Annotated in this window: 10 protein-coding genes, 2 tRNA genes and 3 rRNA genes; 8 read left to right on the top strand and 7 right to left on the bottom strand. The window is 45.5% G+C overall.

The window, feature by feature from the left end; all coding sequences use genetic code 11:
• Positions 1-5 precede the first annotated feature (5 nt).
• The 4 genes from AC0VYA_RS02005 to AC0VYA_RS01990 all read left to right on the top strand — a co-directional run bounded on the left by AC0VYA_RS02005 (position 6) and on the right by AC0VYA_RS01990 (position 8720).
• A complete protein-coding gene (locus tag AC0VYA_RS02005; RefSeq protein ID WP_475489895.1) occupies positions 6-3215 on the top strand; it encodes an efflux RND transporter permease subunit in 3210 nt (1069 codons plus the stop codon).
• Positions 3216-3454: 239 nt separating this feature from the next.
• Positions 3455-6823 carry an nSTAND1 domain-containing NTPase gene (locus AC0VYA_RS02000; RefSeq protein ID WP_475489894.1) on the top strand — a complete coding sequence of 1123 codons (3369 nt, stop codon included), beginning with the start codon at positions 3455-3457 and terminating at the stop codon, positions 6821-6823.
• A 33-nt stretch (positions 6824-6856) separates the two neighbouring features.
• Positions 6857-7252 carry a DP-EP family protein gene (locus AC0VYA_RS01995; protein ID WP_033186667.1) on the top strand — a complete coding sequence of 132 codons (396 nt, stop codon included), beginning with the start codon at positions 6857-6859 and terminating at the stop codon, positions 7250-7252.
• A gap of 388 nt (positions 7253-7640) precedes the next feature.
• Complete coding sequence (locus AC0VYA_RS01990) at positions 7641-8720, top strand: pyridoxal-phosphate dependent enzyme (protein ID WP_473477771.1); 1080 nt, start codon at positions 7641-7643, stop codon at positions 8718-8720.
• 156 nt (positions 8721-8876) lie between these two features.
• On the opposite strand, the gene AC0VYA_RS01985 is transcribed toward AC0VYA_RS01990, so the two are convergent.
• From AC0VYA_RS01985 to AC0VYA_RS01960, 6 genes are all read right to left on the bottom strand, one after another.
• Positions 8877-11078, bottom strand: coding sequence for a hypothetical protein (locus AC0VYA_RS01985; RefSeq protein WP_475489893.1), 2202 nt, complete (start codon positions 11076-11078; stop codon positions 8877-8879).
• 1100 nt (positions 11079-12178) lie between these two features.
• Positions 12179-12294: ribosomal RNA gene (gene rrf, locus AC0VYA_RS01980) — 5S ribosomal RNA — on the bottom strand.
• Positions 12295-12456: 162 nt separating this feature from the next.
• Positions 12457-15341 (bottom strand): 23S ribosomal RNA (locus tag AC0VYA_RS01975).
• Between the two features lie 379 nt (positions 15342-15720).
• Positions 15721-15797 (bottom strand) — tRNA-Ile (locus tag AC0VYA_RS01970).
• A gap of 18 nt (positions 15798-15815) precedes the next feature.
• Positions 15816-15891: transfer RNA gene (locus AC0VYA_RS01965), tRNA-Ala, on the bottom strand.
• Between the two features lie 103 nt (positions 15892-15994).
• Positions 15995-17527, bottom strand: a 16S ribosomal RNA gene (locus AC0VYA_RS01960).
• The 16S, 23S and 5S rRNA genes sit together here with 2 tRNA genes alongside, the layout of an rRNA operon.
• 136 nt (positions 17528-17663) lie before the next feature.
• Between AC0VYA_RS01960 and AC0VYA_RS01955 the strand changes: the two genes are divergently transcribed.
• The 3 genes from AC0VYA_RS01955 (at position 17664) to AC0VYA_RS01945 (ending at position 20216) form a co-directional block, all read left to right on the top strand.
• The gene (locus AC0VYA_RS01955; protein WP_475489892.1) at positions 17664-17975 is read left to right on the top strand and encodes a hypothetical protein; all 312 of its coding nucleotides are present in this window, start codon (positions 17664-17666) and stop codon (positions 17973-17975) included.
• Positions 17976-18682: 707 nt separating this feature from the next.
• Positions 18683-18880: a hypothetical protein gene (locus AC0VYA_RS01950; RefSeq protein WP_041713174.1), complete on the top strand. Its 198-nt coding sequence runs from the start codon at positions 18683-18685 to the stop codon at positions 18878-18880.
• A 352-nt stretch (positions 18881-19232) separates the two neighbouring features.
• On the top strand, positions 19233-20216 hold the full coding sequence (locus AC0VYA_RS01945) for a GGDEF domain-containing protein (RefSeq protein ID WP_475489891.1): 984 nt from the start codon (positions 19233-19235) through the stop codon (positions 20214-20216).
• Here AC0VYA_RS01945 and AC0VYA_RS01940 read toward each other — a convergent pair.
• Complete coding sequence (locus AC0VYA_RS01940) at positions 20206-21453, bottom strand: MFS transporter (protein ID WP_475489890.1); 1248 nt, start codon at positions 21451-21453, stop codon at positions 20206-20208. The two genes, AC0VYA_RS01945 and AC0VYA_RS01940, sit on opposite strands and share 11 nt — an antisense overlap.
• A gap of 339 nt (positions 21454-21792) precedes the next feature.
• On the opposite strand from AC0VYA_RS01940, the gene AC0VYA_RS01935 reads away from it, so the two are divergent.
• Positions 21793-24192: a TonB-dependent receptor gene (locus AC0VYA_RS01935; protein ID WP_475489889.1), complete on the top strand. Its 2400-nt coding sequence runs from the start codon at positions 21793-21795 to the stop codon at positions 24190-24192.
• Positions 24193-24211: the final 19 nt, after the last annotated feature.

The raw sequence follows: 24211 nt of genomic DNA, 5'->3' as shown, positions 1-24211 counted from the left end.
AAGGTATGTCTACAGAAGATTCCGCTCCTCGCCCAGATGTTCCTCACGAAGACCCTGAGCTACCAAACCCCTTCGAGCCTAAGCAAACGGGTTTAATCGCGTTTTTTGCCAATAATTCAGTAGCCGCCAACTTGATGATGATTTTTATCATTATTATGGGGGTGTTTAGCTACTTTACGATCCAGCGCCAAATGTTTCCGAACATTGAAATTAACTACATCAATATCAGTGCTGTGTACCGTGGTGCCTCGCCTCAAGAGATCGAAGAAAGTATTTTGATCAAAATTGAAGAGTCACTAAAGGACATCACCGAGATCAAGAAAGCGACTTCAAGGGCATTTCGTGGTAGTGGCCGAGTAACCTTAGAAATACAGGAAAATAAAGAACTCACCGATGTGCTTGATAAGGTAAAAGCGCGGGTTGATAGTATTGCGACTTTCCCTGCAGATATGGAGCCGCCGGACATTTCACAAATTGAGTTCCAACAAGATGTGATTGAAATGTCTCTAGTGGGTGACCTACCTATTACGCAGCTAAAACCTATCGCTAAAAAAATTGAAGATGAACTTCTTCATCTCAGTAATATTTCACTGGTGAGCGTGGATGCACCAGAAGATGAAATTGCGATTGAAATTCAGCCAGATGTATTGCGTAAATACAACCTCACTTTAGGGGATGTGCAGCTCGCAATACAAAATTATTCAGCCAACATATCCGCTGGCGAGCTTCGTACTGATTCAGGCATAGTCGCCGTTCGTGTTGAAAACCAAATGTACAGTGGCGAAGAGTTTCGCAGGATCCCAATAAAAATCAGTGAAACGGGTGCTAAAGTCTATTTAGGTGACGTAGCCACCATTGAGGATGGATTTGAAGAAGGCCAGCGTTACTATAAATATTCTGGTGTAAACGCCATATATATGTCGGTAAAGGCCACCAAAGATCAAAGCACCATTCCGGTATCAAAAACCGTAAAAGAATATATTGAGATGCGCAATAAGACCTTACCCGCTGGCTTGCAGCTCAAAGTTCTGGTGGATATGACGTACTACCTCAATGCTCGTCTAGACATGATGCTCAGCAATTTATTTCAGGGTGCTATTTTGGTGGCAATTATGCTCACCATTTTCTTGCGATTCAGGCTCGCATTCTGGGTTATGCTCGGTCTACCCGTGTGCTTTTTGGGCGCCATCATGATGATGCCGGTTTTTGGTGTCACTATTAATATCCTGTCACTTTTCGCATTTATTATGGTGCTAGGGATAGTGGTGGACGACGCCATTGTAATAGGCGAAAGCGCATACAGTGAAATTGAAGAAAGAGGCGGCGGCGCTGAGAGTGTTATCCGTGGTGCGAAGCGCGTGGCAACGCCTGCCACGTTCGGCGTACTGACCACCATTGCAGTATTTGCACCGGCCTTGTTTTCCACCGGCCCTGAAGGTCAGTTTTTCTACGTAATCGCCTGTGTGGTCATTTTATGTCTAGTCTTTAGCCTGATAGAGTCAAAACTGATCCTACCGGCTCACTTAGCCCACATGAAGTTTACCCCAGTGAAAGAAACGAGTTGGCGTGCCCGCTTTAACCAACGCTTCTTTGGTTTCGTAAACGGAAAATACAAACGCTTTGTAGAACGATGCACCGAATGGCGCTGGTTCGTTTTTTGTATCTTTATTGCTGTGCTGGTTATCAGTTGGGGCTTGGTGTCTGCTAACTACGTACGCATGATCCCGTCACCCAAGGTGCCTCATGACTTTCCGGGTATCACGTTTGAAATGAATGAAAACGTGCCAGATGAAGCGGTAATCAACGCTTTGATCACCATAGAAAGTATGGTCATCAACGTAGATAAACAAATCATCGAAGAATACGGCAGTTCGATGATGCGCGACATTATGGTATTCAACCGTGGTCGCACTGAAGGTCGGGTACAAGTTCCCTTGGTTGACGAAGAAGACCGTCATTTTGACGCATTTGAGCTTGCTAGGCGTTGGCGCGAACAATTACCTGATATTCCAGGTATGAAGTCAATTACTATCATCGATGATATTAATGGCGGCGGCAATGACGACGGTGAATTTGGTTACATGCTATTTGGCAGTGACATAGATACCCTAAACGCTGCGGGGCGTGAGTTTATCTCAATGTTGCAGCAAACAAATGGACTGTTTGATATCAGTTCGTCAATCGACCCTGCTAGCAAAGAAGTACAAATGCAACTGCTGCCTGTGGCTTACGACTTAGGCTTAAATCTAGCCGACATTGCCCGCCAAGTTGGCGCTAGTTTTTACGGTGGTGAAGCCCAGCGGGTGATCCGCGGCGGTGACGAAGTGCGCGTAATGGTGCGCTACCCCAAGCTAACCCGGGAACGTTTTGCCGAGTTAAAATACGCGGTTATTACCACGCCAGCTGGCAGGGAAGTCATGCTTGGTGATGTTGTGAGCCTGACCGAAAAACCGGGGATCAACTACATCCGTCGTGAAGGCGGATACCGAAGCGTGTATGTGTTTGGCTCAATTGATGAAGAAGAAGTAGAGCCAAATGAGGTAGTGCAGACGGTAGAAGAAGATCTCTTGCCTCTACTGAAAGAAAAGTTCCCAGGGGTAAAAACCGAACTAGGTGGCACTATTGAAGAGCAGCAAGCACAGCAAAGCCAGCAGCTTATGTTCTTGGTGGCAGGGTTAATCATGGTTTACATCCTGCTCGCAGCACCGCTTAAAAGTTACGGCCAACCGCTTATTATCATGTCTGTTATTCCCTTTAGCTTAACGGGTGCTATTTGGGGGCATTTCTTGTTTGGTATAGATCTAAGCATGATGTCGACCTTCGGCATTATCGCCGCCGCAGGGGTTGTAATAAATGACAGCCTGGTTATGACAGACTTTGTTAACCAACAACGTGCTATGGGCATTCGCATTAAAGATTCAGTGGTCAATGCGGGTTGCGCTCGCTTCAGGGCAATCACCTTAACATCAATCACCACGTTTGCCGGTGTATTGCCGATCATGTTCGAAACCAGCCTCCAGGCACGGTTCGTTATTCCCATGGCTGTGGCGTTGGGGTTTGCGGTAATGTACGCGACTATGGTGACACTTATACTCGTGCCTTGCTTGTATTTGATACTCGAGGATATTAAGAATATTTTCAGAGCTATTTTTGCGGCGATTGGTCGCTTGTTTAGCCGCAAGCGCGAGAGGCATCAAGCAATAAAGAATAGCTAACCCATTAATAGTAAGAAGAAAAAGGCGCCTTAAGGCGCCTTTTTCATCTCTGCTCTTAATATTTCATCAACGCGACCGATACCCTTAGCAACTAGACTTTAGTAGATGCTAGACACGCTAAAATAACGTATATTCTTTAACCACAAATAAAAATAAAACGTCATACTTCAAGATATAAACTTGAGGTGCTCCATTGCTGATTTCAGTGCACTGGCTGAATGAATGGGTAAAACAAGAACGTGAACGCGAAAAAAATATCCAATATATTCTACATTGGCGACTGGCAAGTCACGCCTCAGACCAATTGCGTGCGCGCGGGCGACGCCGTTACCCAACTCGAACCTAAAGCCATGGATGTGTTGCTTTTACTGTGTCAACAACGCCGAGATAATGGCCACGAACACGCACTCAGTGCCGATGACATAGCCAGTCAATGCTGGGGCAGTGAAATTGGCGACAATCCAGTACACAAAGCCATTACCCAACTTAGAAAAGCCTTTAACGATAAACCCAGTACCCCCAAATATATTGAAACCATCCGTAAGCGCGGCTATCGCATCGTTGCCAAGCTCGACTTCCCGGATGAAGCGTTAACCAACGATCCCCAAGAAAGCACGAACGACTGGCAAGGGGGCTCGCCTTTTCCGGGCCTTAGCGCCTTTGAGCCTGATGAAAGTAATGTATTCTTTGGTCGCAGTGCACAAATCACCGCTTTACTGACTCGGGTATCAAAGTTAGTCAGTGCGAAACACGCTTTTTGCTTGGTACTTGGTCCAAGTGGCAGCGGCAAGTCTTCGTTAATCAATGCAGGGGTGTTACCCCGCCTGACTCATAAAAACGGCCATGACGGCATTGGTGTCGTCAGTTATACCAGTGTAGATCTTGCCGATGTCAGCCAATCTCGACTCTTCATTGATTTGGCGTCCTCATTGCTCGATTGGGACGTTAATGATATCCCCATGTTTGAAGGCTTAAGCGCAGAAACACTCGCTGATATGCTGCAAAAAGACTGCCCGCAAGTAGCCGTACTTTGCAATAAGGCGCTAGCCTCTATCCAGCAGCAAACGCCAGCTAGTCGTTACGCACAACCCCAGCTATTTTTATTTATTGACCGCCTAGAAGTCTTACTTTCATCCCCTGTGTTCAATGATGATGAACGCAAACGCTTTTTAAAATGCCTTGATACCTTATCAACATCAGGAAGCATTTTAATCTTCAGTGCCTGTCGCAATGACTTTTACCCGCTCGTCGTGGCGCATCCCAGTTTAATGGCGGGCAAAGACCAAGGCGCCCATTTCGATTTACTGCCGCCGTCATCAAGTGAGCTCAGTCAAATGATCCGCTTGCCCGCTAAGGCTGCAAACCTAAGCTGGACAAACGAACCGAACAGCACTAACCCGCTAGATGAAATCTTATGTCATGAAGCGGTTAATCACCCTGACGCCCTGCCTATGTTGCAGTACACCCTGCAAGAGTTGTACGAGCAACGTAGCGCTAACAACGAAATGCAGTACTCTGTGTATCGTCAGTTGGGGGGGATTGAAGGAGCCATAGGTAAGAAAGCAGAACAGATCTACCTTCAACTTTCAAAAGACCAGCAATCCCAATTGGAGTACATACTGTCACTCTTGGTCACCCTGAGCCCAGACGGTGAAAATATCACCAGTCGTGCTGCTCGCTGGTCGCAACTAGACGACAACCCGATTAAACATTCGAGCCAACATGAACTCGTACAGGCCATGGTGGAAAGTCGCTTACTGGTATCACACCTGCAACACGGTGAGCCCTGTTTCAGCTTGGCCCATGAAGCCCTGTTACGAAAATGGCCAAGGGCCAGCAACTGGATAAACGAGCACAGAGACGCACTCAGGATCAAAAGCCAATTACAGCAATTAGCAGGTCGTTGGCAATTCGAGGATAGAAACAAAGCGTATTTACTCCCGGAAGGAAAGCCCTTATTAGAAGCGGTTAACTTACAAAAAAGCGCCGTTTTTAAGCTTGATGAAGAAGAATGCGCCCTCATCAAAGCATCGCAAAAAAGTGGTAACGTAAAACGCTGGTTAAAACGCACCACTGTGACCTTACTTTGTGTCCTCACCTTTACCGCCCTGTTTATGAGCGTAAAAAGCCAACAGGCAGAAAATTTAGCCCAGCAAAAACGCTTGGAAGCCGAAAGTCTATTAGGGTTTATGGTAGGCGAATTCGCCGACAAACTGCGCAGTGTAAAGCGCATGGATTTACTTGATGGGATCAGCAATAAAGCCTTGGAGTATTTTAGCCAACAAGATGAAGAAGTCGAGGTGTCTTTTTTCCCGTCTTTAACCGACACAGCGCAAAATTTTAAAACCCGCTTTCAACATGCTCAAACCCTAGCTGCAATGGGTGAAGTGGCTTATTCGCGCAATAAAAATGATGAAGCCAAACAAGCCTTTAGCTCAGCCAAAACGATTCTAGACAAACTATACAAAATACAACCCGAGAACAGCGAACTGTTAAAAGCCCTAGGCGCGAACGCATTTTGGTTGGGGCAACTGGCCTCGGACAAGGCAGAATTCACCTTAGCAAAGCCCCATTTCGAGGAATATCTGTCGTTTAGTAAATTGATGAATCAGCTAGAGCCCAACAGTGATGACGCAAAACTTGAGCTTTCATATGCATATCTTGCGATGGGTGCCGTTAGCAGTAAACTACAAGATTTGACTGTCGCTAAGGTGGCGTTTGAAAAGGCGTTAGCGATTCAGTATGAACTCACTGAAGATTTACCCAAAACTGATATGTCTCAAGTGGATATTGCAGATACTTTAGAATGGCTAGCTGAAATAGAAGAGCAGTTAGGCAGCCTAGAACAAGCGGTTCGCACACGTGAGAAAGTACAGAATATTATCACCGACTTATTGGCAACCCATGTTGGAAATGCGAACTTGCTAGAGAGTATTGCGTACTCTTACCTAAATAATGCCAATGTAATGTATTATCTAGGCCTATATAAAGCGGCAAAACAGGCGGTTTTATCAGCAAAAATCAACTTAGATAAACTGTTACAGCAAGACCCTTCAAATGAAATATGGCAGCTCGACTTACTCCGAGCAGACATATTTGAGCTCCACTTAATGGCTGTGATTCATAAAGCGCCTTATCGCCAACCGATAACGTGGACTGACTTTCAAAACATAATATTCAAAGCTAAGAAGTTTCATTCTCTGATTGCCATTGTTATCAAAAACTATCAACTTGGCGGTGATTGGGCATTAGCCGAGCGTGCAATTACGTTGGCAAAGTCAAAACTAGAACAATTATTAAGTGAGCAGCCTTCAAACAAGTTACTCTTGACCGCCTTAAGTAATGTTTATTTATTAGCAGCAAAACAAGATGAGCACTCACAGAGTCAGGTAGGTGCTGTATCTACAACCAATATGACTACCAATAGCGTTAAACGCCAAGCCTGTCAGCAGACCGTCAACTTGTTACAACCCATTGTAACGGATAACAGCGGCTACGAGGTACTGCTGCCTTTTGTACAAGCTCATGACTGCTTGCAACAGCAAGATAAAGTTAAACAGTTCGTTGATAAATTAGCGTTGATGAAAATTAAAAATTATAGTTTTTAGCTCACCATAACGTTCAACCAAAAAGGAAGAAAAATGTTCCCACAAATAAAAAAAATAAAATCGCGAGTATTAACAAGCCAAGGACCCCAGCCTGTAGTGCAGTTTTACGATAGCGAGCAAAAAAGCTGGGATGAAGAAATAGTGCTCGATTTCAACCGCTCAGGCATGGCGATTTTCACCCTTGATACCGATGATAATACAGATCCATATATTTTCTTCGGGGCCTTACAGAAAACCGACGATGGCTGCAACCCAGATACTAATTGGGACTTTATGATAAACGGCGCGGGTAATATTATTTGCTTTAACAATGATTGCCAAAGCGCCCAAGATATCTCCGTTAGGCTGACCTTAATTCAGCGCGGCGACGATGAATTTGCCAACGCTATCATTAGCGCAGACCCTAAAATAAAAAATCGCCCCGACTAATTTTTCACTTTATGAGGTGACTCCTAGTGCACAGTAGCGTAGGGATGTTAACTGACTACTGATGGATAAAATGCTGGGCGTTTTATGAGTGTTCTGTACGAATGAGTGCATGAGCCATGTGCATGCTCGTATACAAAAACGCCTGCAAAAAGCAGCTGTAAAATGGCTCTGTAAAGTGAATCCATAAAGAGCACCCGGCGCTTTTGCCTTAACTGAGGCAAAAGCAGCACGGTATTTGTGATCTTGACACTTGGCTCTTGACTCTTTGCCTTTTCTTTCAGCAATGTCCCAACCTCTTAGCACAACCATGACATTATCTTTAGTTACGCATTCACTCCACCGTGCCTTTGGGCTATCGTAGTGCAAAAGCAACAGCCAGAAAACAGTCATGACCCTTCCAACTGAAAAGAAAAAGTGGTTAGCCGCGGCATTAACCATTATTAATGCTGATTTTAATCGCTCATCCGACACTCATCTAATCAAAGTTGACTTGCCCTGTTTTGTTGACGTGTCTCTGTACCTCAAGGATGAATCCACCCACCCTACAGGAAGCCTTAAACATCGCTTGGCGCGTTCGCTATTTTTATATGGCTTGTGCAACGGGCTAATCCATCAAAATACCACCATTGTTGAGTCTTCATCTGGCAGTACTGCCATCTCTGAAGCGTATTTTGCGCGTTTACTTGGCTTACGCTTTATTGCCGTGGTGCCCAAAAGCACGGCGAGTGAGAAGATAAAACAAATTGAATTTTACGGCGGCGAGTGCTTTAAAGTTGAGCCCAGCGACCTTTACGCCAAAGCACAACAACTTGCGGACGAATTAAATGGTCACTACATGGACCAATTTACTTACGCAGAACGAGCCACGGATTGGCGAGGCAACAGTAACATCGCCGAAAGTATTTTTGCTCAGATGGCCATGGAAACACATCAAATCCCCAGTTGGATTGTAGTGAGCGCGGGTACGGGTGGCACCTCAGCCACTATTGGCCGCTATTTACGCTATAACCCTGCATTACACCTTAAGACCCAATTAGCGGTTGTCGACCCTGATAATTCAGTCTTTTACGACTACTACCGAGACCGTGATAGTGCTATCAGTAATAATAAGGGCTCTCGCATTGAAGGCATTGGCAGGCCCAGAGTTGAGCCTTCCTTTTTGCCCGACGTGGTAGATCACATGATCCAGGTTCCGGATGCCGCATCCATTGCCACTATTCGCTGGCTTGAAGGCATACTGGGTCGAAAATGTGGCGGCTCAACGGGTACTAACGTATATGGAGCTCTTAAGCTTATTGCCCAGATGATAGAGAATAAGCAGCAAGGTAGTGTAGTGAGCATGATCTGTGACGCTGGCGAACGCTATCTAAATAGCTATTACGATGATGACTGGGTAGCGCAGCAGCAATTAGATTTAGCCCCTTATACCCAACAACTCGAAAACTTTATGCTGACCGGTGAGATGTAGCTTCACAAAAATCGGCAATTCGTTACCCTCTGAGTCAGCGCAACCCCCTATAACCTATCTAGGTTGGAAATAGCAGCCCAATAAAAATGGCCCGCATCAAGGTGAGATTGGGACCATTTTTATTCATAGCAATAGACTGTAAATTGTTGGGGTTATCTACATTCCGCTGCTGTCATCATTTAACGATATCACTTTGGTTTTACTGATTTTATGACGATAAATCTCGCGTAAATACTTGATCGCTTTTTTCACACTATCACGGCTTAAGCGAATATCGTTTATTGACACGAACTTGTCTTTTTCGCGGATCAACTCACGGTACTTTTTCTCGTACATTGGCTTAATAGCGTACCAGTTAGTATCAAGAATTTTCGCGGGGTTTTCATGTTCTTCAAGCATGGCATCTAAGGCGTCTTCATCGAATGTTTCGCCACGAATAAAATCAAGCATGGCCTGATCGAGTTGCTCATCGAAACGATAGTTGTCTTTGGCAAAACAGCGTTTAATGTACGCCACAATAAGGGTTAAGAAATCATCACTTAAGCACGGGCTTTTTACTACCAGCGTGGTCAGCGAAATATTCGCCGATGCACCGATAACCAATGCGTAGCGCTTTAATGTGGTATTCGGAAACAGTGCGTTCAGGTGCGACTTCAAACGGTTCAAGTCCATGTACGACAGCTTGTAATCTTTAGGCAATGATATAATCGAGACCACAGATGAACAGTTTTTGAAAAAGTGTAAATCTTTAAGGTGAGTCGCGTCATAACCGCTTTTAACGTATTCACTTAAACGCTCACGGTAACGAGTGGATTCAATAGGCAATAAGCTTATCCCTTCTATCGCTTGGGTCACCTTATTGAAGTGCGGTAAGTCTATAGAGCGAAAGAACAGATCGTCGATGTCGAGATCATTCGCGCCTCTATCAAGAATTTTGATTTTATCCACTGCAGAAACGTTTTCCACAGGAACCACAGATTCAGCGTAAGCTAGCGCAACAGGCCCCGCCAAGCTCATAAACAGATCATTGGCGTCTAAACGGATGGTTTCGCCTATATCGATACCTGCCCGGCGAAAGTAATTTTCGTCGTAATCTGTTGTCACCGCTTGAGCGGTCAAAATATTGAATATTTGCTGAGAAATATACTGGTTCGCATGCTTTTCCATAGCGTTCACATCTATGTATTGAATCCCGCTATCATCTGTTTCTTCAGCATAACGCATGATGTCATTTGAAATGAGCATCATGGCATTCCATGGGCGAATACGATGCATAGCACTAGCGTCGCTGCTGTCTTCTTTGTCGAAGTTATACGAGAAGTCCCACTCCTCCGCCATATATTTACACAGTAAGCGGCCAGCATTGATATGCAGCGCCTCTGACATCTCGACACCATGATCAGAGATATTGGGTAAGATACAAATACCGCTGGTAAAGATTGGTTCAAACACAAACGAATGCCCGCGGTTATCCTCACTTTCATTTACCGCTCTGGTCTCAAATGTTTTACTCATGTAGGCATATTGCTGTGCCAAGCCAAACTCAGACGCCATGCCAGAGCCGGTGCCGCCACCGGCGCTAAATATGTAAAAATACAAGCGAGACTGATTCGCTTTAATACCGCATGAATCAATCAGGTATGAATGGATATATTTCCAATCTTTATTAGCAAACCGCTGAGTATCTTTATTAAGAATTATCTTGGCCAAATACTGACCAAGTATGGGAGCATTACCCGCCCCGCCAGCGTGTACCTCAGACAAGTCCATGATTTTCATCTTGGTATATTCTTGTAGGAAACTGGCTTTTTCGCCCTTATTAGAAAAGCGTACTCGACCTTCAATGTCTTTGTCTAAATCCCCGAGCATGACCAATGGCTCGATTAAGAAGACAGGCTTCACGTCTTGAGCACTCGACAAATGTAAGCCTCGTTTAATCCAGCGCATGGGACGGTATTCTTGCTCACGTGTTTCACGCTCTTCGTTTTCAAATTCATTTAAATAGAAATTACGCGCGTTATACACCAATGAAGCCACGTCCAGAGCGATATTTGAGCCACAGCGTCCTAAACCAATAAGACACACAGAGGGGAAGTTTTGTGGGCTGCGGGACTCAATATCAGCGTCTGGGTTAATGACAGGAAATACGCTATTACGCAAGGCATCGATATTCGCCAGAATTTTATCCAGATCCCGTTCGGTAAAGTACATGTACGGGTCAGTTACTAGCGTGTCACTCGCTGAGGGAGGGCTTGGTGCAGACTCACTTGTTATTTTTTTAGCATCAGACTTTTTTTCGATAACCTGCTCGGTTGTTTCATCAACTGCCGGTAAATCCATTTGTGTTTTAGTGGTCATAATGTATTTCCTGTATCAACAAGACAGCGCTTGCTCTACGCATCTAATATCGCCTTTTATATTTGATACCATGTAGTAGATGGATTTGATACGAATTGCAAGCCTTTTAATGCTGGTTACTCTATGTAAACAAGCGCTTAACTGCGCTTTGAATGACAGTCCCCGCCATGACTAACCTAGATGCTTAGGATGAAAGTTATGAAAATTCATATATAGGTATGTACTTAAGATACTCTGAAAAGTTGAAACCTCAGGTAGCGATCTCAAGTAAAACCGTTCTTTATAAGTAAGTCAGCGCGAATTCAGCTCAGAATGCTTTCAGCGGTTTTTGATTAAGGCTTCACCAGTATCATTGTGCGGTGCACCCCGTGCTAACCTCACAACGCGGTTGGCGCAACGCGGTTGTCGCATCGGATGCCGCGCATGGCGGTAAAAGCGGGGCTTTTAGGAACGTAGTTCATGCCGCTTGAACGGGCAGCATGGATGCTGCACTGGAGGTAGCCCCATGGATGAGTGGCAACGAGTAGCTTAATATTTTCTCAACTATTGCATGGGATGCCCCGCATGACATTCGAGGGATTTGGTTTCTCTATGTCTGGGTAGCGTTGCGCGACAGCGCTTAGGATGAAGCCACCTTAGAGGTGTAGTCTCGGTTGCCTTTGGTATTTTCTGTGTCGCAGAAACGAAAAAAGCCACCCGATTAAGGTGGCTTCATTCTAAATGGGAGTCTGGCGGTGTACTACTCTCGCATGGGGGTGAAGGCGGAGGCTTTTGCGAAGCGCAGCTTTGCCCGACTGAACGACACGCCATGGATGGCGTGGCTGGTGCGCAACACCAGGGATGGGTTGTTCTTCAGCTCTCATGCAAAGCACTAGAGTCGAATGCCCTTGATGGGTGAAAACGGGGCTCTGTGGAGCACCGCTCCAGCCGTTTGAACGACCGACATGGATGTCGGGCTGGACTGAGCTACAGGGATGTATGACACCTAGGCGTCTACTTCGTTAACAAGCTTTAAAATGCGATTTCGACTACAGTTGATTTTTCTATCGCGCAGAAACGAAAAAAGCCACCCGATATAGGTGGCTTCATTCTAAATGGGAGTCTGGCAGTGTGCTACTCTCGCATGGGGAAACCCCATACTACCATCGCCGCTAATGCGTTTCACTTCTGAGTTCGAGATGGGATCAGGTGGGGCCGCATCGCTATGGCCGCCAGACATAAACTGTTATCTATCAAGCCTTAGCTCAATAAATTAATATGTAAAAGCTGATGCCGTTCCCTTGCAGGTCTGGCTGTAATCATCGCTAAATCTCTTTAGTCTTACTCTTGATTTTAATACTTGTCATACAAACAACATCCAAAGTCATTTGGGCGTTGTATGGTTAAGCCTCACGGGCAATTAGTACAGGTTAGCTTAACGCCTTGCAACGCTTCCACATCCTGCCTATCAACGTCGTAGTCTTCAACAACCCTTTAGGACAGTTAAACTGCCAGGGATGACTCATCTTGGGGCTCGCTTCCCGCTTAGATGCTTTCAGCGGTTATCGATTCCGAACGTAGCTACCGGGCAATGCTTTTGGCAAAACAACCCGAACACCAGCGGTTCGTCCACTCCGGTCCTCTCGTACTAGGAGCAGCTCCCCTCAATCATCCAACGCCCACACCAGATAGGGACCGAACTGTCTCACGACGTTCTAAACCCAGCTCGCGTACCACTTTAAATGGCGAACAGCCATACCCTTGGGACCGACTTCAGCCCCAGGATGTGATGAGCCGACATCGAGGTGCCAAACACCGCCGTCGATATGAACTCTTGGGCGGTATCAGCCTGTTATCCCCGGAGTACCTTTTATCCGTTGAGCGATGGCCCTTCCATACAGAACCACCGGATCACTATGACCTACTTTCGTACCTGCTCGACGTGTCTGTCTCGCAGTTAAGCTGGCTTATGCCATTGCACTAACCTCCTGATGTCCGACCAGGATTAGCCAACCTTCGTGCTCCTCCGTTACTCTTTGGGAGGAGACCGCCCCAGTCAAACTACCCACCAGGCACTGTCCGCATTCCCGATAAGGGAACAACGTTAGAACATCAAACGTACAAGGGTGGTATTTCAAGGTTGACTCCACGCAAACTGGCGTTCACGCTTCAAAGTCTCCCACCTATCCTACACATGTAGGGTCAATGTTCAGTGCCAAGCTATAGTAAAGGTTCACGGGGTCTTTCCGTCTAGGTGCGGGTACACAGCATCTTCACTGCGATTTCAATTTCACTGAGTCTCGGGTGGAGACAGCGTGGCCATGGTTACACCATTCGTGCAGGTCGGAACTTACCCGACAAGGAATTTCGCTACCTTAGGACCGTTATAGTTACGGCCGCCGTTTACCGGGGCTTCGATCAAGAGCTTCGCTTGCGCTAACCCCATCAATTAACCTTCCGGCACCGGGCAGGTGTCACACCGTATACGTCATCTTTCGATTTAGCACAGTGCTGTGTTTTTAATAAACAGTCCCAGCCACCTTTTCACTGCGGCCCCCATTCGCTCATGAAGCAAGTTCAATCACAAACAGGGGCGTACCTTCTCCCGAAGTTACGGTACGATTTTGCCGAGTTCCTTCACCCGAGTTCTCTCAAGCGCCTTAGTATTCTCTACCTGACCACCTGTGTCGGTTTGGGGTACGGTTCGATATATCATAAGTTTAGAGGCTTTTCCTGGAAGCAGGGTATTTGCAACTTCAATTCCGTAGAATCTCGTCTCGTGTCTCAGGCATGTAGAATCCCGGATTTACCTAAGATTCAACCCTACACACTTTCACATAGACAACCAACGCTATGCTTGCATAACCTTCTCCGTCCCCCCATCACTGATATACCAAGTACGGAAATATTAATCCGTTTCCCATCGACTACGCATTTCTGCCTCGCCTTAGGGGCCGACTTACCCTGCCCTGATTAGCATGGGACAGGAAACCTTGGTCTTCCGGCGTGCGGGTTTTTCACCCGCATTATCGTTACTCATGTCAGCATTCGCACTTGTGATATGTCCAGCAAACCTCTCAGTTCACCTTCAGCCACTTACACAACGCTCCCCTACCACGCAAAGTAAACTTTGCGTCCGCAGCTTCGGTATATTGCTTAGCCCCGTTACATCTTCCGCGCAGGCCGACTCGACTAGTGAGCTATTACGCTTTCTTTAAAGGGTGGCTGCTTCTAAGCCAACCTCCTAGCTGTCTTAGCCTTCCCACATCGTTTCCCACTTAGCAATAATTTTGGGACCTTAGCTGGCGGTCTGGGTTGTTTCCCTCTTCACGACGGACGTTAGCACCCGCCGTGTGTCTCCCGGATAGTACTCACTGGTATTCGGAGTTTGCAAAGGGTTGGTAAGTCGGGATGACCCCCTAGCCTTAACAGTGCTCTACCCCCAGTGGTATTCGTCCGAGGCGCTACCTAAATAGCTTTCGGGGAGAACCAGCTATCTCCCGGTTTGATTGGCCTTTCACCCCCAGCCACAAGTCATCCGCTAACTTTTCAACGTTAGTCGGTTCGGTCCTCCAGTTGATGTTACTCAACCTTCAACCTGCCCATGGCTAGATCACCGGGTTTCGGGTCTATACCTTGCAACTAAAACGCGCAGTTAACACTCGCTTTCGCTACGGCTCCCCTATTCGGTTAACCTTGCTACAAAATATAAGTCGCTGACCCATTATACAAAAGGTACGCAGTCACAGAACAAGTCTGCTCCCACTGCTTGTACGTATACGGTTTCAGGTTCTATTTCACTCCCCTCACAGGGGTTCTTTTCGCCTTTCCCTCACGGTACTAGTTCACTATCGGTCAGTTAGGAGTATTTAGCCTTGGAGGATGGTCCCCCCATGTTCAGTCAAGATAACACGTGTCCCGACCTACTCGATTTCACTTAAAATTCGCGTTCGTGTACAGGGCTATCACCTTGTATCGCTGTGCTTTCCAACACCTTCCACTCGCTCATAATTAGCTTAAGGGCTAATCCCCGTTCGCTCGCCGCTACTAGGGGAATCTCGGTTGATTTCTTTTCCTAAGGGTACTTAGATGTTTCAGTTCCCCTCGTTTGCCTCATACAGCTATGTATTCACTGCATGATACCGCCGAAGCGGTGGGTTTCCCCATTCGGACATTTGTGGATCAAAGCATTTTGTCGGCTCCCCACAACTTTTCGCAGACTTACACGTCCTTCATCGCCTCTAACTGCCTAGGCATCCACCGTATACGCTTAGTCACTTAACCATACAACCCCAAATAACCTTTAATATTTGACGTATAGACGTTACTCATAACCGAAGTTATCAGTATATCTACTCTGCATGCGTGACAAGTATTCATTTTCAAATCAGATAGAGTAAGCTCTTAAAGAGTTCTCTTAGTTTTGATTACTTTTATCAGCTTTCCATATTGTTAAAGAACATGTGTTTGCGTTTGCACGCATTCACGTAGGGTTTAAAAAACCCTAATCAATAAATACTGAATCAGTACACATTGATTAAGGCTAATCTTTTCTACTAAAACCGAGTCTCCTATGCCGCTGCAATCTTTTCTAATCAAGGCATGTAGTGAGGACGTTTAGCCTGCTAAACGACGAACTACATAACGCAGAGTAGGAAAGATTTGGTAGGCTTGGGCAGACTTGAACTGCCGACCTCACCCTTATCAGGGGTGCGCTCTAACCAGCTGAGCTACAAGCCTATTATTGCGCAAGCAATTTGGTGGAGCTAAGCAGGATCGAACTGCTGACCTCCTGCGTGCAAGGCAGGCGCTCTCCCAGCTGAGCTATAGCCCCTCTTAAATCGACATCAGTCTTTTTAAAGAGTCTCTCGGTTCTTCTTTACTAACAACAAAACAATCTGTGTGAACACTCAGCCTGATGAGGCCTAACCTAATAGTAAGGAGGTGATCCAACCCCAGGTTCCCCTAGGGTTACCTTGTTACGACTTCACCCCAGTCATGAATCACAAAGTGGTAACCGTCCTCCCGAAGGTTAAACTAGCTACTTCTTTTGCAACCCACTCCCATGGTGTGACGGGCGGTGTGTACAAGGCCCGGGAACGTATTCACCGCAACATTCTGATTTGCGATTACTAGCGATTCCGACTTCATGGAGTCGAGTTGCAGACTCCAATCCGGACTACGACGAGCTTTAAGGGATCCGCTTACTCTCGCAAGTTTGCTTCCCTCTGTACTCGCCATTGTAGCACGTGTGTAGCCCTACTCGTAAGGGCCATGATGACTTGACGTCGTCCCCACCTTCCTCCGGTTTGTCACCGGCAGTCTCCTTAGAGTGCCCAACTTAAGGCTGGCAACTAAGGACAGGGGTTGCGCTCGTTGCGGGACTTAACCCAACATCTCACGACACGAGCTGACGACAGCCATGCAGCACCTGTATCTAGATTCCCGAAGGCACCAATTCATCTCTGAAAAGTTTCTAGTATGTCAAGAGTAGGTAAGGTTCTTCGCGTTGCATCGAATTAAACCACATGCTCCACCGCTTGTGCGGGCCCCCGTCAATTCATTTGAGTTTTAACCTTGCGGCCGTACTCCCCAGGCGGTCTACTTATCGCGTTAGCTTCGCTACTCACGGATTAAATCCACAAACAGCTAGTAGACAGCGTTTACGGTGTGGACTACCAGGGTATCTAATCCTGTTCGCTACCCACACTTTCGCACATGAGCGTCAGTTACTGACCAGGGAGTCGCCTTCGCCACTGATGTTCCTCCAGATATCTACGCATTTCACCGCTACACCTGGAATTCCACTCCCCTCTCCAAAACTCTAGCCTGCCAGTTCTAAATGCAATTCCCAGGTTGAGCCCAGGGCTTTCACATCTAGCTTAACAAACCGCCTGCGTGCGCTTTACGCCCAGTAATTCCGATTAACGCTCGGACCCTCCGTATTACCGCGGCTGCTGGCACGGAGTTAGCCGGTCCTTCTTCTGTTGCTAACGTCACAGCTAACGGGTATTAACCGTTAACCTTTCCTCACAACTGAAAGTGCTTTACAACCCGAAGGCCTTCTTCACACACGCGGCATGGCTGCATCAGGGTTTCCCCCATTGTGCAATATTCCCCACTGCTGCCTCCCGTAGGAGTCTGGACCGTGTCTCAGTTCCAGTGTGGCTGATCTTCCTCTCAGAACAGCTAGAGATCGTCGCCTTGGTGAGCCTTTACCTCACCAACAAGCTAATCTCGCTTAGGCTACTCTTTGCGCGGGAGCCGGAGCCCCCTTTGGTCCGAAGACGTTATGCGGTATTAGCTATCGTTTCCAATAGTTATCCCCCACACAAAGGCATATTCCTAAGTATTACTCACCCGTCCGCCACTCGTCATCTTCTAGCAAGCTAGAAATGTTACCGTTCGACTTGCATGTGTTAGGCCTGCCGCCAGCGTTCAATCTGAGCCATGATCAAACTCTTCAATTAAATATTTATCGAACATGAATTTTTTTGGTAGACACTCATCAAGTGAGTGCCCACACAGATTGTTTTGTTATTAATTGTTAAAGAACAGTGCTACCGAAGTAGCGTGCTTCCTTGGAAGCGGCTTAAGATGCTGTCCGTGGACCCTCTTAAGCGGGAGGCGTATAATACGCTCTCAAGTTTCGATGTCAAGGTGTTATTTTCATTTAATTTCGAATCAATTTTTGACGTAAATCACAAACTGAAAAACCAAACTAAACCGCCTTACATCACGCTGATTAAAGTCTTTATAAAAGGCTTACATCACCTGGTGAAAACCAGTGTCGGTGCAGCTGTTTTAGCGGCTGTCCCGAAGCGAGAGGCGCATTATAGAGATCCCTTTTTTGATCGCAAGTGTTTATTTCAAAAAAATGTTCAACTGCTTACTAATCAACCAATACGTTTAGAATAAGGTCTATCTGGTGCTTTTTACACCGGATCAATTGATTTGAAATTATCAAAAGCCGATCGAATAAGATCTGTCAGCTGTAGATTATGCTTTTTAGTACGCTGCTTTACTTAGCAAACATTACTTAGCAAACATCTTGTTTGGTAAACACAAACGTCACGACACGCATAGGTATCGTTCTATATCTGTTATCTATCGCTATTTTAGGAACTAAAATAGCAACTTAAGCTCTTTTATCTATATAGCTGTGAAAGATCCACTAGTAACAATCTTAATTGAAGATTAAAGATTAGTAAGCACCACAAGTCACTAACACGACTGCGTCGGCCTGGTGTGGCCGCGAATTCGCATACGCACTGACGGTAACAATAAACATCCTATACCTCACAAAAGCCCATATTCCTGCTTCTACATTACCGCTCTTGCACTTGTCACTCGCTCTAACTTGCCTGCTATTCGCCGTCATAGGTTAGAGCGAATAACTTAGCACTATATTTAGTTATCCCATTTAGCTATTCCGATGACATGTGAATCGCAACAACTTCATCAGAAATACTTGCTGAAAATCATAACGTTACAATCAGAAGAGTAGCGGAAGGTTATAGATAAGTGCTGGGTATAGAGTATTAACGTCGATTAACGCAGCATTTACACATTGAGTTTTAGTAAGTAGCAGCCGCCACGCTTACTAAGATACAAAAGGAGCTCACATGAAAACTTTCTTACTTTTACATATCGCTTTACTTTGCGCATTGGGTTACGTCAGTCAAAGTATATTTTTTGGAACACTGGGTGACATTTTGTTTACGGTTGCTAGCGTAATATGCATACCGATCGTGAGTGCCTATGCACTGAAGTGCTACTTTAGTTTTACCGCAATACGCCAACGTAATCACAAGTTGCAATAAACAATTGGGGCTTCACCTTACGTTCTTATTTTGCTTTTCATCTCACTGATTAAAAACCTATTTTTGTGACCCTGTCTTTATTCAGGGTAAGCGTGAGAATGCTCTCTGGCTAAACTTTCGAGTCATTGATTAAGCGCGCTATTTATAGCGCGTTTTTGTATGACGGGTATTTAACATGCAAAAAATCTCATCGTGAATCGTCATTAATTGTTTTGCTCCCCCGTGACGCAAAATAATTTAACCATTAAAAAACATATACTTACAAACAGAAGGTTAGCAGAAGGTATTAGAGACTTTAGTTTAATACAGTGTCCCCACTATAAATCAACGAGAACAGTTGAAAGGACACTCAATGCCGGATGCAAACCAACCAAAAAACAAAAAAGTAAATAGCTCATCATTGTTAGAAGCGCTCTCTTTACCATTACTCAATGAAAAAATGCATGCCTTTAGCAAAATGGTTAACGTCATTGCTGAAGCGATATTTATCGTTAATGGAGATGGCGTAATCGAGGTAATAAACCCTTTAGCAGCCAAGTTTTTCGGCGCCCCCCAAGAAGCACTAATAGGGCAAAAGTGGTTTCAGTTTTTACATGAGCGTTATCGTGAGCAATATGAATATTTGTTTATCAATTGGAATAAAACCTCAGGCCTACCGTTAAATCATGGTCCTAAAGAGGTACTGATCAACCGACACGATAATACTTGGCTAGAGGCAGATTTATCAGTGTCATGCCTGCCAACATCCTTAACGGCTTCAACTCCTTTGTTCGTCGGTGTTATGCATAACCTGACCAAACATAAAAGTGAATACAGTGAGCTAAGACGACTTGCCTCGACAGATCACTTAACTGGGCTCGCAAACCGCCACAATCTCGAAAAAACATTACAAAAGAGTTGGCTAGATTGCGTTAATACCGAACAAGCCATTAGTCTTATTCTTATCGATGTAGATTATTTCAAATTGTTCAACGACCAATTTGGACACGTCAATGGCGATAAGTGTCTGCAGAAGATAGCCAGAACGATTGAGCAGTGCCTACCGTCAAATGACAGTTTAGCGGCGCGCTATGGTGGTGAAGAGTTTGCAGTCATTTTGCCGCGCTTGCGCTCTGTTAGTGCTGAAATAGTAGCAAAAGACATTCAACAGCAAATAAACACTCTAAATTTTAGCGATTTGGGTCTACCGTCCAGTTTTAGAGTCAGTGTGAGCCAAGGAATTGCCACCGAGCTAGGAGGGCAATTTCGCACATCCGAAGCTCTCATTTGCGCTTCGGATACCGCATTGTATCGAGCAAAATCTGACGGGCGTAATCGCATTAGCATTAGCCCTTAGTATTCTCAACATGAGGTAGTCTTGTGATACTAAACGCACGCTTGGTGGCCAGAAGAATAAGTAAGCACAGCAACGTCACCATCGCACTGATGCTAAATAGCCAGTTAGGCGGCATAAGCTCAATGGTTTTACCCGCGGCAAACCCAGCGAATAGCATCCCCACGGCAAAAGCGTTTTGATACAAAGTGGCGCCGAAGGTCGGTTCGTTAGGCAACAAATGCTGTAATAGATTAACCCCTAATCCAGCCATTAAGCCGTACATCAGCGCCTTTAGTACCTGAATCAAGAATAAATAAGTCATGCTTTGGTTAAGTGGAAGCAATAAAAAGAACGCGATACCACTAACGCTCGCAATGATGAATAACTGAAAATACGTAAAGCGAGACAATAGATTTACACAACGAACAATTAACACAATTTCAGCAATAGCGGCACACATAAAGAGCGTACCTACCAAACTGACAGGCAGTGCTTGTTCCACAAAATAAACTGGCAAGATATGTTGGTATAAATTTATCGCGAAACTGAGCAATGCGAAAAACAGTACGGGAGGTAACAGGCGCAGGTACTGCCCTAAACGATTTTTTACTTTCGTTTTTGGGGCTAACAAGCCATTGTTTTTTATTACAGCCAGTTGTCCCCTAGGCTGATGTATTTCTGCGTCTGATTGAATTGTTCTTTCATTTGAGGCGGGTAAAGTACAAAACATCAAAGTAAGCAAGGGCATGACTAAGGCCAGAGCATATAAAAACACAGAGAAACCAAATTCCTCGACCGTGTAAAACGCCATACTCGGACAAACAACCCAAGCGGCACTGACTGTCGCCATTAACCTCGCGTTGACCCGCTTAATCTGTGTTTTACGAAAATAACGAAATGCTAGGCCCATTAACAAGGCTGTTGATGCATGAAAAGGGGCAAATACGCCAAGCATCACCACACATACAACCAGATAATTTTGCGTGTTAGCCAGCACAACCAATGCACCTGCAGCTAAAAAACTAATCCCTAATAGCCAATGTTTATGCTTACCAACTTGCTCCACAATACGCGCAATGAGAAACGCGTACATAATGCTGCTCAACGCATACCCCCCCAGTAGCGTGCTTAGTTGAGTAGCAGTAGTATCTAAATAACGATATGCATATAAAGACAGAACAGGCATCAGACTCGCCATAATGCAGGCATTTAAAAAACCCGCTAGATAGTAGCGGCTGTCTTTATCCACTAAGCTCATGCCATTTTATATCCTCTTATTGTGGTTTAATGATGACAATAAAATATTTCTCGAAGTTCGGTTATTAAGCAATCAATAAAATGTTCACGCTTTAAAATTAGATTCTACCTACATTCTAGTTAGCTTATAACATATTGTTTATTATGATTTTTAATTAGAAAATTTACGCTAACATAGGCATTGTCGGCAATACATTAGAATGAAAACAAACTATTCAGGCTGTAATGCGTAAAAATTTGAATCTTAAATCCAATACAAAACCATTCATTGGAATATTCGTGTAATAAAAACTGTCGCCGATAGGTCTCTTGGCACAGAATCATTTTAAAAGGAAAAACCATGTCGATTTTACCGCACAGCTTGTTTGTTAGCGCGAGCTTAGCGATGGCATTCACTTTGAGCGCTCAAGAACAGAGTCGCCCTGCTCAAGTTGGTACTGAGGCAAATACCAGTAATGAACAAGATAATAACCTTGAACACGTCACTGTCACTGGCTCTGCCCAACCTACTTTAATCATGTCACCTAAAAATGCAGTGATCGACGGCCCGTTCGGTAAAGACAAAAACTTAACGGAAATAGCCCGCACCTTAACGTCTATTTCCAGCGACATGTTAGAACAGCTATCTATTGATGACTTACAAGACGTACTCACCTTAGTGCCCAACACGTATTCAGCCAGTGGCTTTGGTGCGCCTAGTCTACCAACCATCCGCGGCCAATTAGGCGAATTATTTCAACAGGGTATGCGTCGTCAGGCAGGCAACAATGGTTTTGGGATCCCGTTGTCGTTTAACAGCGTTGGGCAAATTGATGTAGTGAAAGGCGCGCCTTCGGTCATACTTGGCACCACCCAGCGTAATGGGGGCTTTGTTAATTTAAATAACAAGACCGCAACCCTGTCAGGAACAGATTTAAAGCTGCAAGCTAGCGCAGGTAGTTGGGAGCACTATCGTGGCCAAGTTGACGTAAATACCACAATCAAAGAAGGTAAAAGCGGTATTAGGGTCAGTGCTGAATACATTGACAACAACAGTTACTACGACTTTACCGAATTTCAAAGCGAGGATTTATTCATTGCCTATAAAATTCTGCCAGATGATAAATCTAGCTGGGATATTAGCTTTGAATACTACGATGTGGAGTTTACAGATAACGCTGGCATTAACCGCCCTACACAGAATCTAATCGACAACGGTTTATATATTACTGGTCAAGGCGTGCAGCCAAATGGCTCACAAGTGCCGGGCGCTTTTGCCGTGGTGTCCCCTACCGGCGAAGTGCGTATTCCTCGCAGCACAGTGCTTACCGACCCAGACAACATAAATAATGCACAGACTTACGTATTTCATAGTACCTACGAGCGTCAGCTAAATGCTGTGCATACTCTGACTAACCGCAGTTACTTTCAATATTTAGATCGTGAAGAAATCGCGCAAAACAGCTTTGTCGAGATTATTGATGGGGCGAAAACCGCGCAAAATCGGATTGAGCTGACTTCAGCTTGGTCTGGCGATCAGCAAACCACCTGGGGAATAGACCTAAGGTACAACAACGTACTCGGCTATAGTCAGTTTACGACAGAAGCTGACTTACCTATCGATTTGCTTGGCAGCATAGAGCAAAGACGTATTCCTCTGACTGAAGCCCAACAGGCGCGCTTAGTCGAACTTCGCCCTGGGGTTTTCGTGTCACCGGGCGCTAACTATGACATCGATGGCGATGGTAACAACGACTTTTCATTGTCCGACACCACAGATTCAACCACGTGGCAAACGGGTTTATTTGCCGAACAAGACAGTGACTGGACCAGCCGATTTAGCACCACTGTTGGCTTACGTGCTGACCACTATGACGTGACCGCACGGGATGCATTACCACCACAAGGTCAGGTGGCGGCAGAAGACAGCTTCAGCAAATGGTTATACTCCGGCTCAGCCAGCGCCCGCTTTAAAATCAATAACGATATCGTGACCTATGCTACGTATAGCTACAGTGAAGCGACCTCTAACAGCATGGGCGGCGGAACAGTATTAGGCGCTGATAATAAAATAAACCCACTGAATTTTGCCACTGAAAACGAGTTATACGAATTGGGTGTGAAGTTCTCACCTGTAGGCTCTCCTTGGTACGCCGATGCATCTGTATTTGAGCAATCCCGTAGCTTGCGTAATCGCGATGGCAGTAACACAGGCATTATCGCCAAAGGCTTTGAAGCGCAAGTTTTTTATCAAGGCAGTAGTTTGTGGGCCAATCTTGGTTACAGCTACTTAGATGCCCGTTACGACGACTCAGCCAGCGCGCAAGACTCACAACAAGTGGCTGACGCATTTGATAATTCGCGCCCCGACATTATTCAAGGCACAGGTATCGGTGCGCCTAATTTTGCTGGCTTTGCGCCCTCAAATGAGCGCGTGCAAGGTATACCACAACAAACGGTTTCAGCCAGTGCTGGCTATCAAATATGGGATAACTGGGATGTATCTGGCTCGGCTATTTACAGTAAAAGTTATCCTCTGGATTACCTTGCCTCTGTGTTAATCCGTGATCAAATTACCATTAATATTAATACCAATGTTGCCCTAACCGATCAGTCAAGCTTGCGCCTTGAAATACGCAACCTGACCGATGAAAACAACTGGCGCCCCGTATTTGAGGGCGGTTATTTTGGCTCAACCTTGGTTTTCCCTGAGCTACCACGCAATGTTCAGTTAACTTACACCTACAACTTTAAGGCCTAGCTCCTAAGGATTCACCTCA

The sequence above is a fragment of the Paraglaciecola sp. QJM3NY_14 genome (assembly GCF_056173245.1).
This window is presented reverse-complemented; position numbering and strand designations above follow the sequence as displayed.

Coding starts and splice junctions, on each gene's coding strand:
- AC0VYA_RS02005 (WP_475489895.1), top strand. CDS start 6: ATGTCTACAGAAGATTCCGCTCCTCGCCCAGATGTTCCTCACGAAGAC.
- AC0VYA_RS01950 (WP_041713174.1), top strand. CDS start 18,683: ATGAAAACTTTCTTACTTTTACATATCGCTTTACTTTGCGCATTGGGT.
- AC0VYA_RS01935 (WP_475489889.1), top strand. CDS start 21,793: ATGTCGATTTTACCGCACAGCTTGTTTGTTAGCGCGAGCTTAGCGATG.
- AC0VYA_RS01985 (WP_475489893.1), bottom strand. CDS start 11,078: ATGACCACTAAAACACAAATGGATTTACCGGCAGTTGATGAAACAACC.
- AC0VYA_RS01940 (WP_475489890.1), bottom strand. CDS start 21,453: ATGAGCTTAGTGGATAAAGACAGCCGCTACTATCTAGCGGGTTTTTTA.
- AC0VYA_RS01990 (WP_473477771.1), top strand. CDS start 7,641: ATGACCCTTCCAACTGAAAAGAAAAAGTGGTTAGCCGCGGCATTAACC.
- AC0VYA_RS01945 (WP_475489891.1), top strand. CDS start 19,233: ATGCCGGATGCAAACCAACCAAAAAACAAAAAAGTAAATAGCTCATCA.
- AC0VYA_RS01995 (WP_033186667.1), top strand. CDS start 6,857: ATGTTCCCACAAATAAAAAAAATAAAATCGCGAGTATTAACAAGCCAA.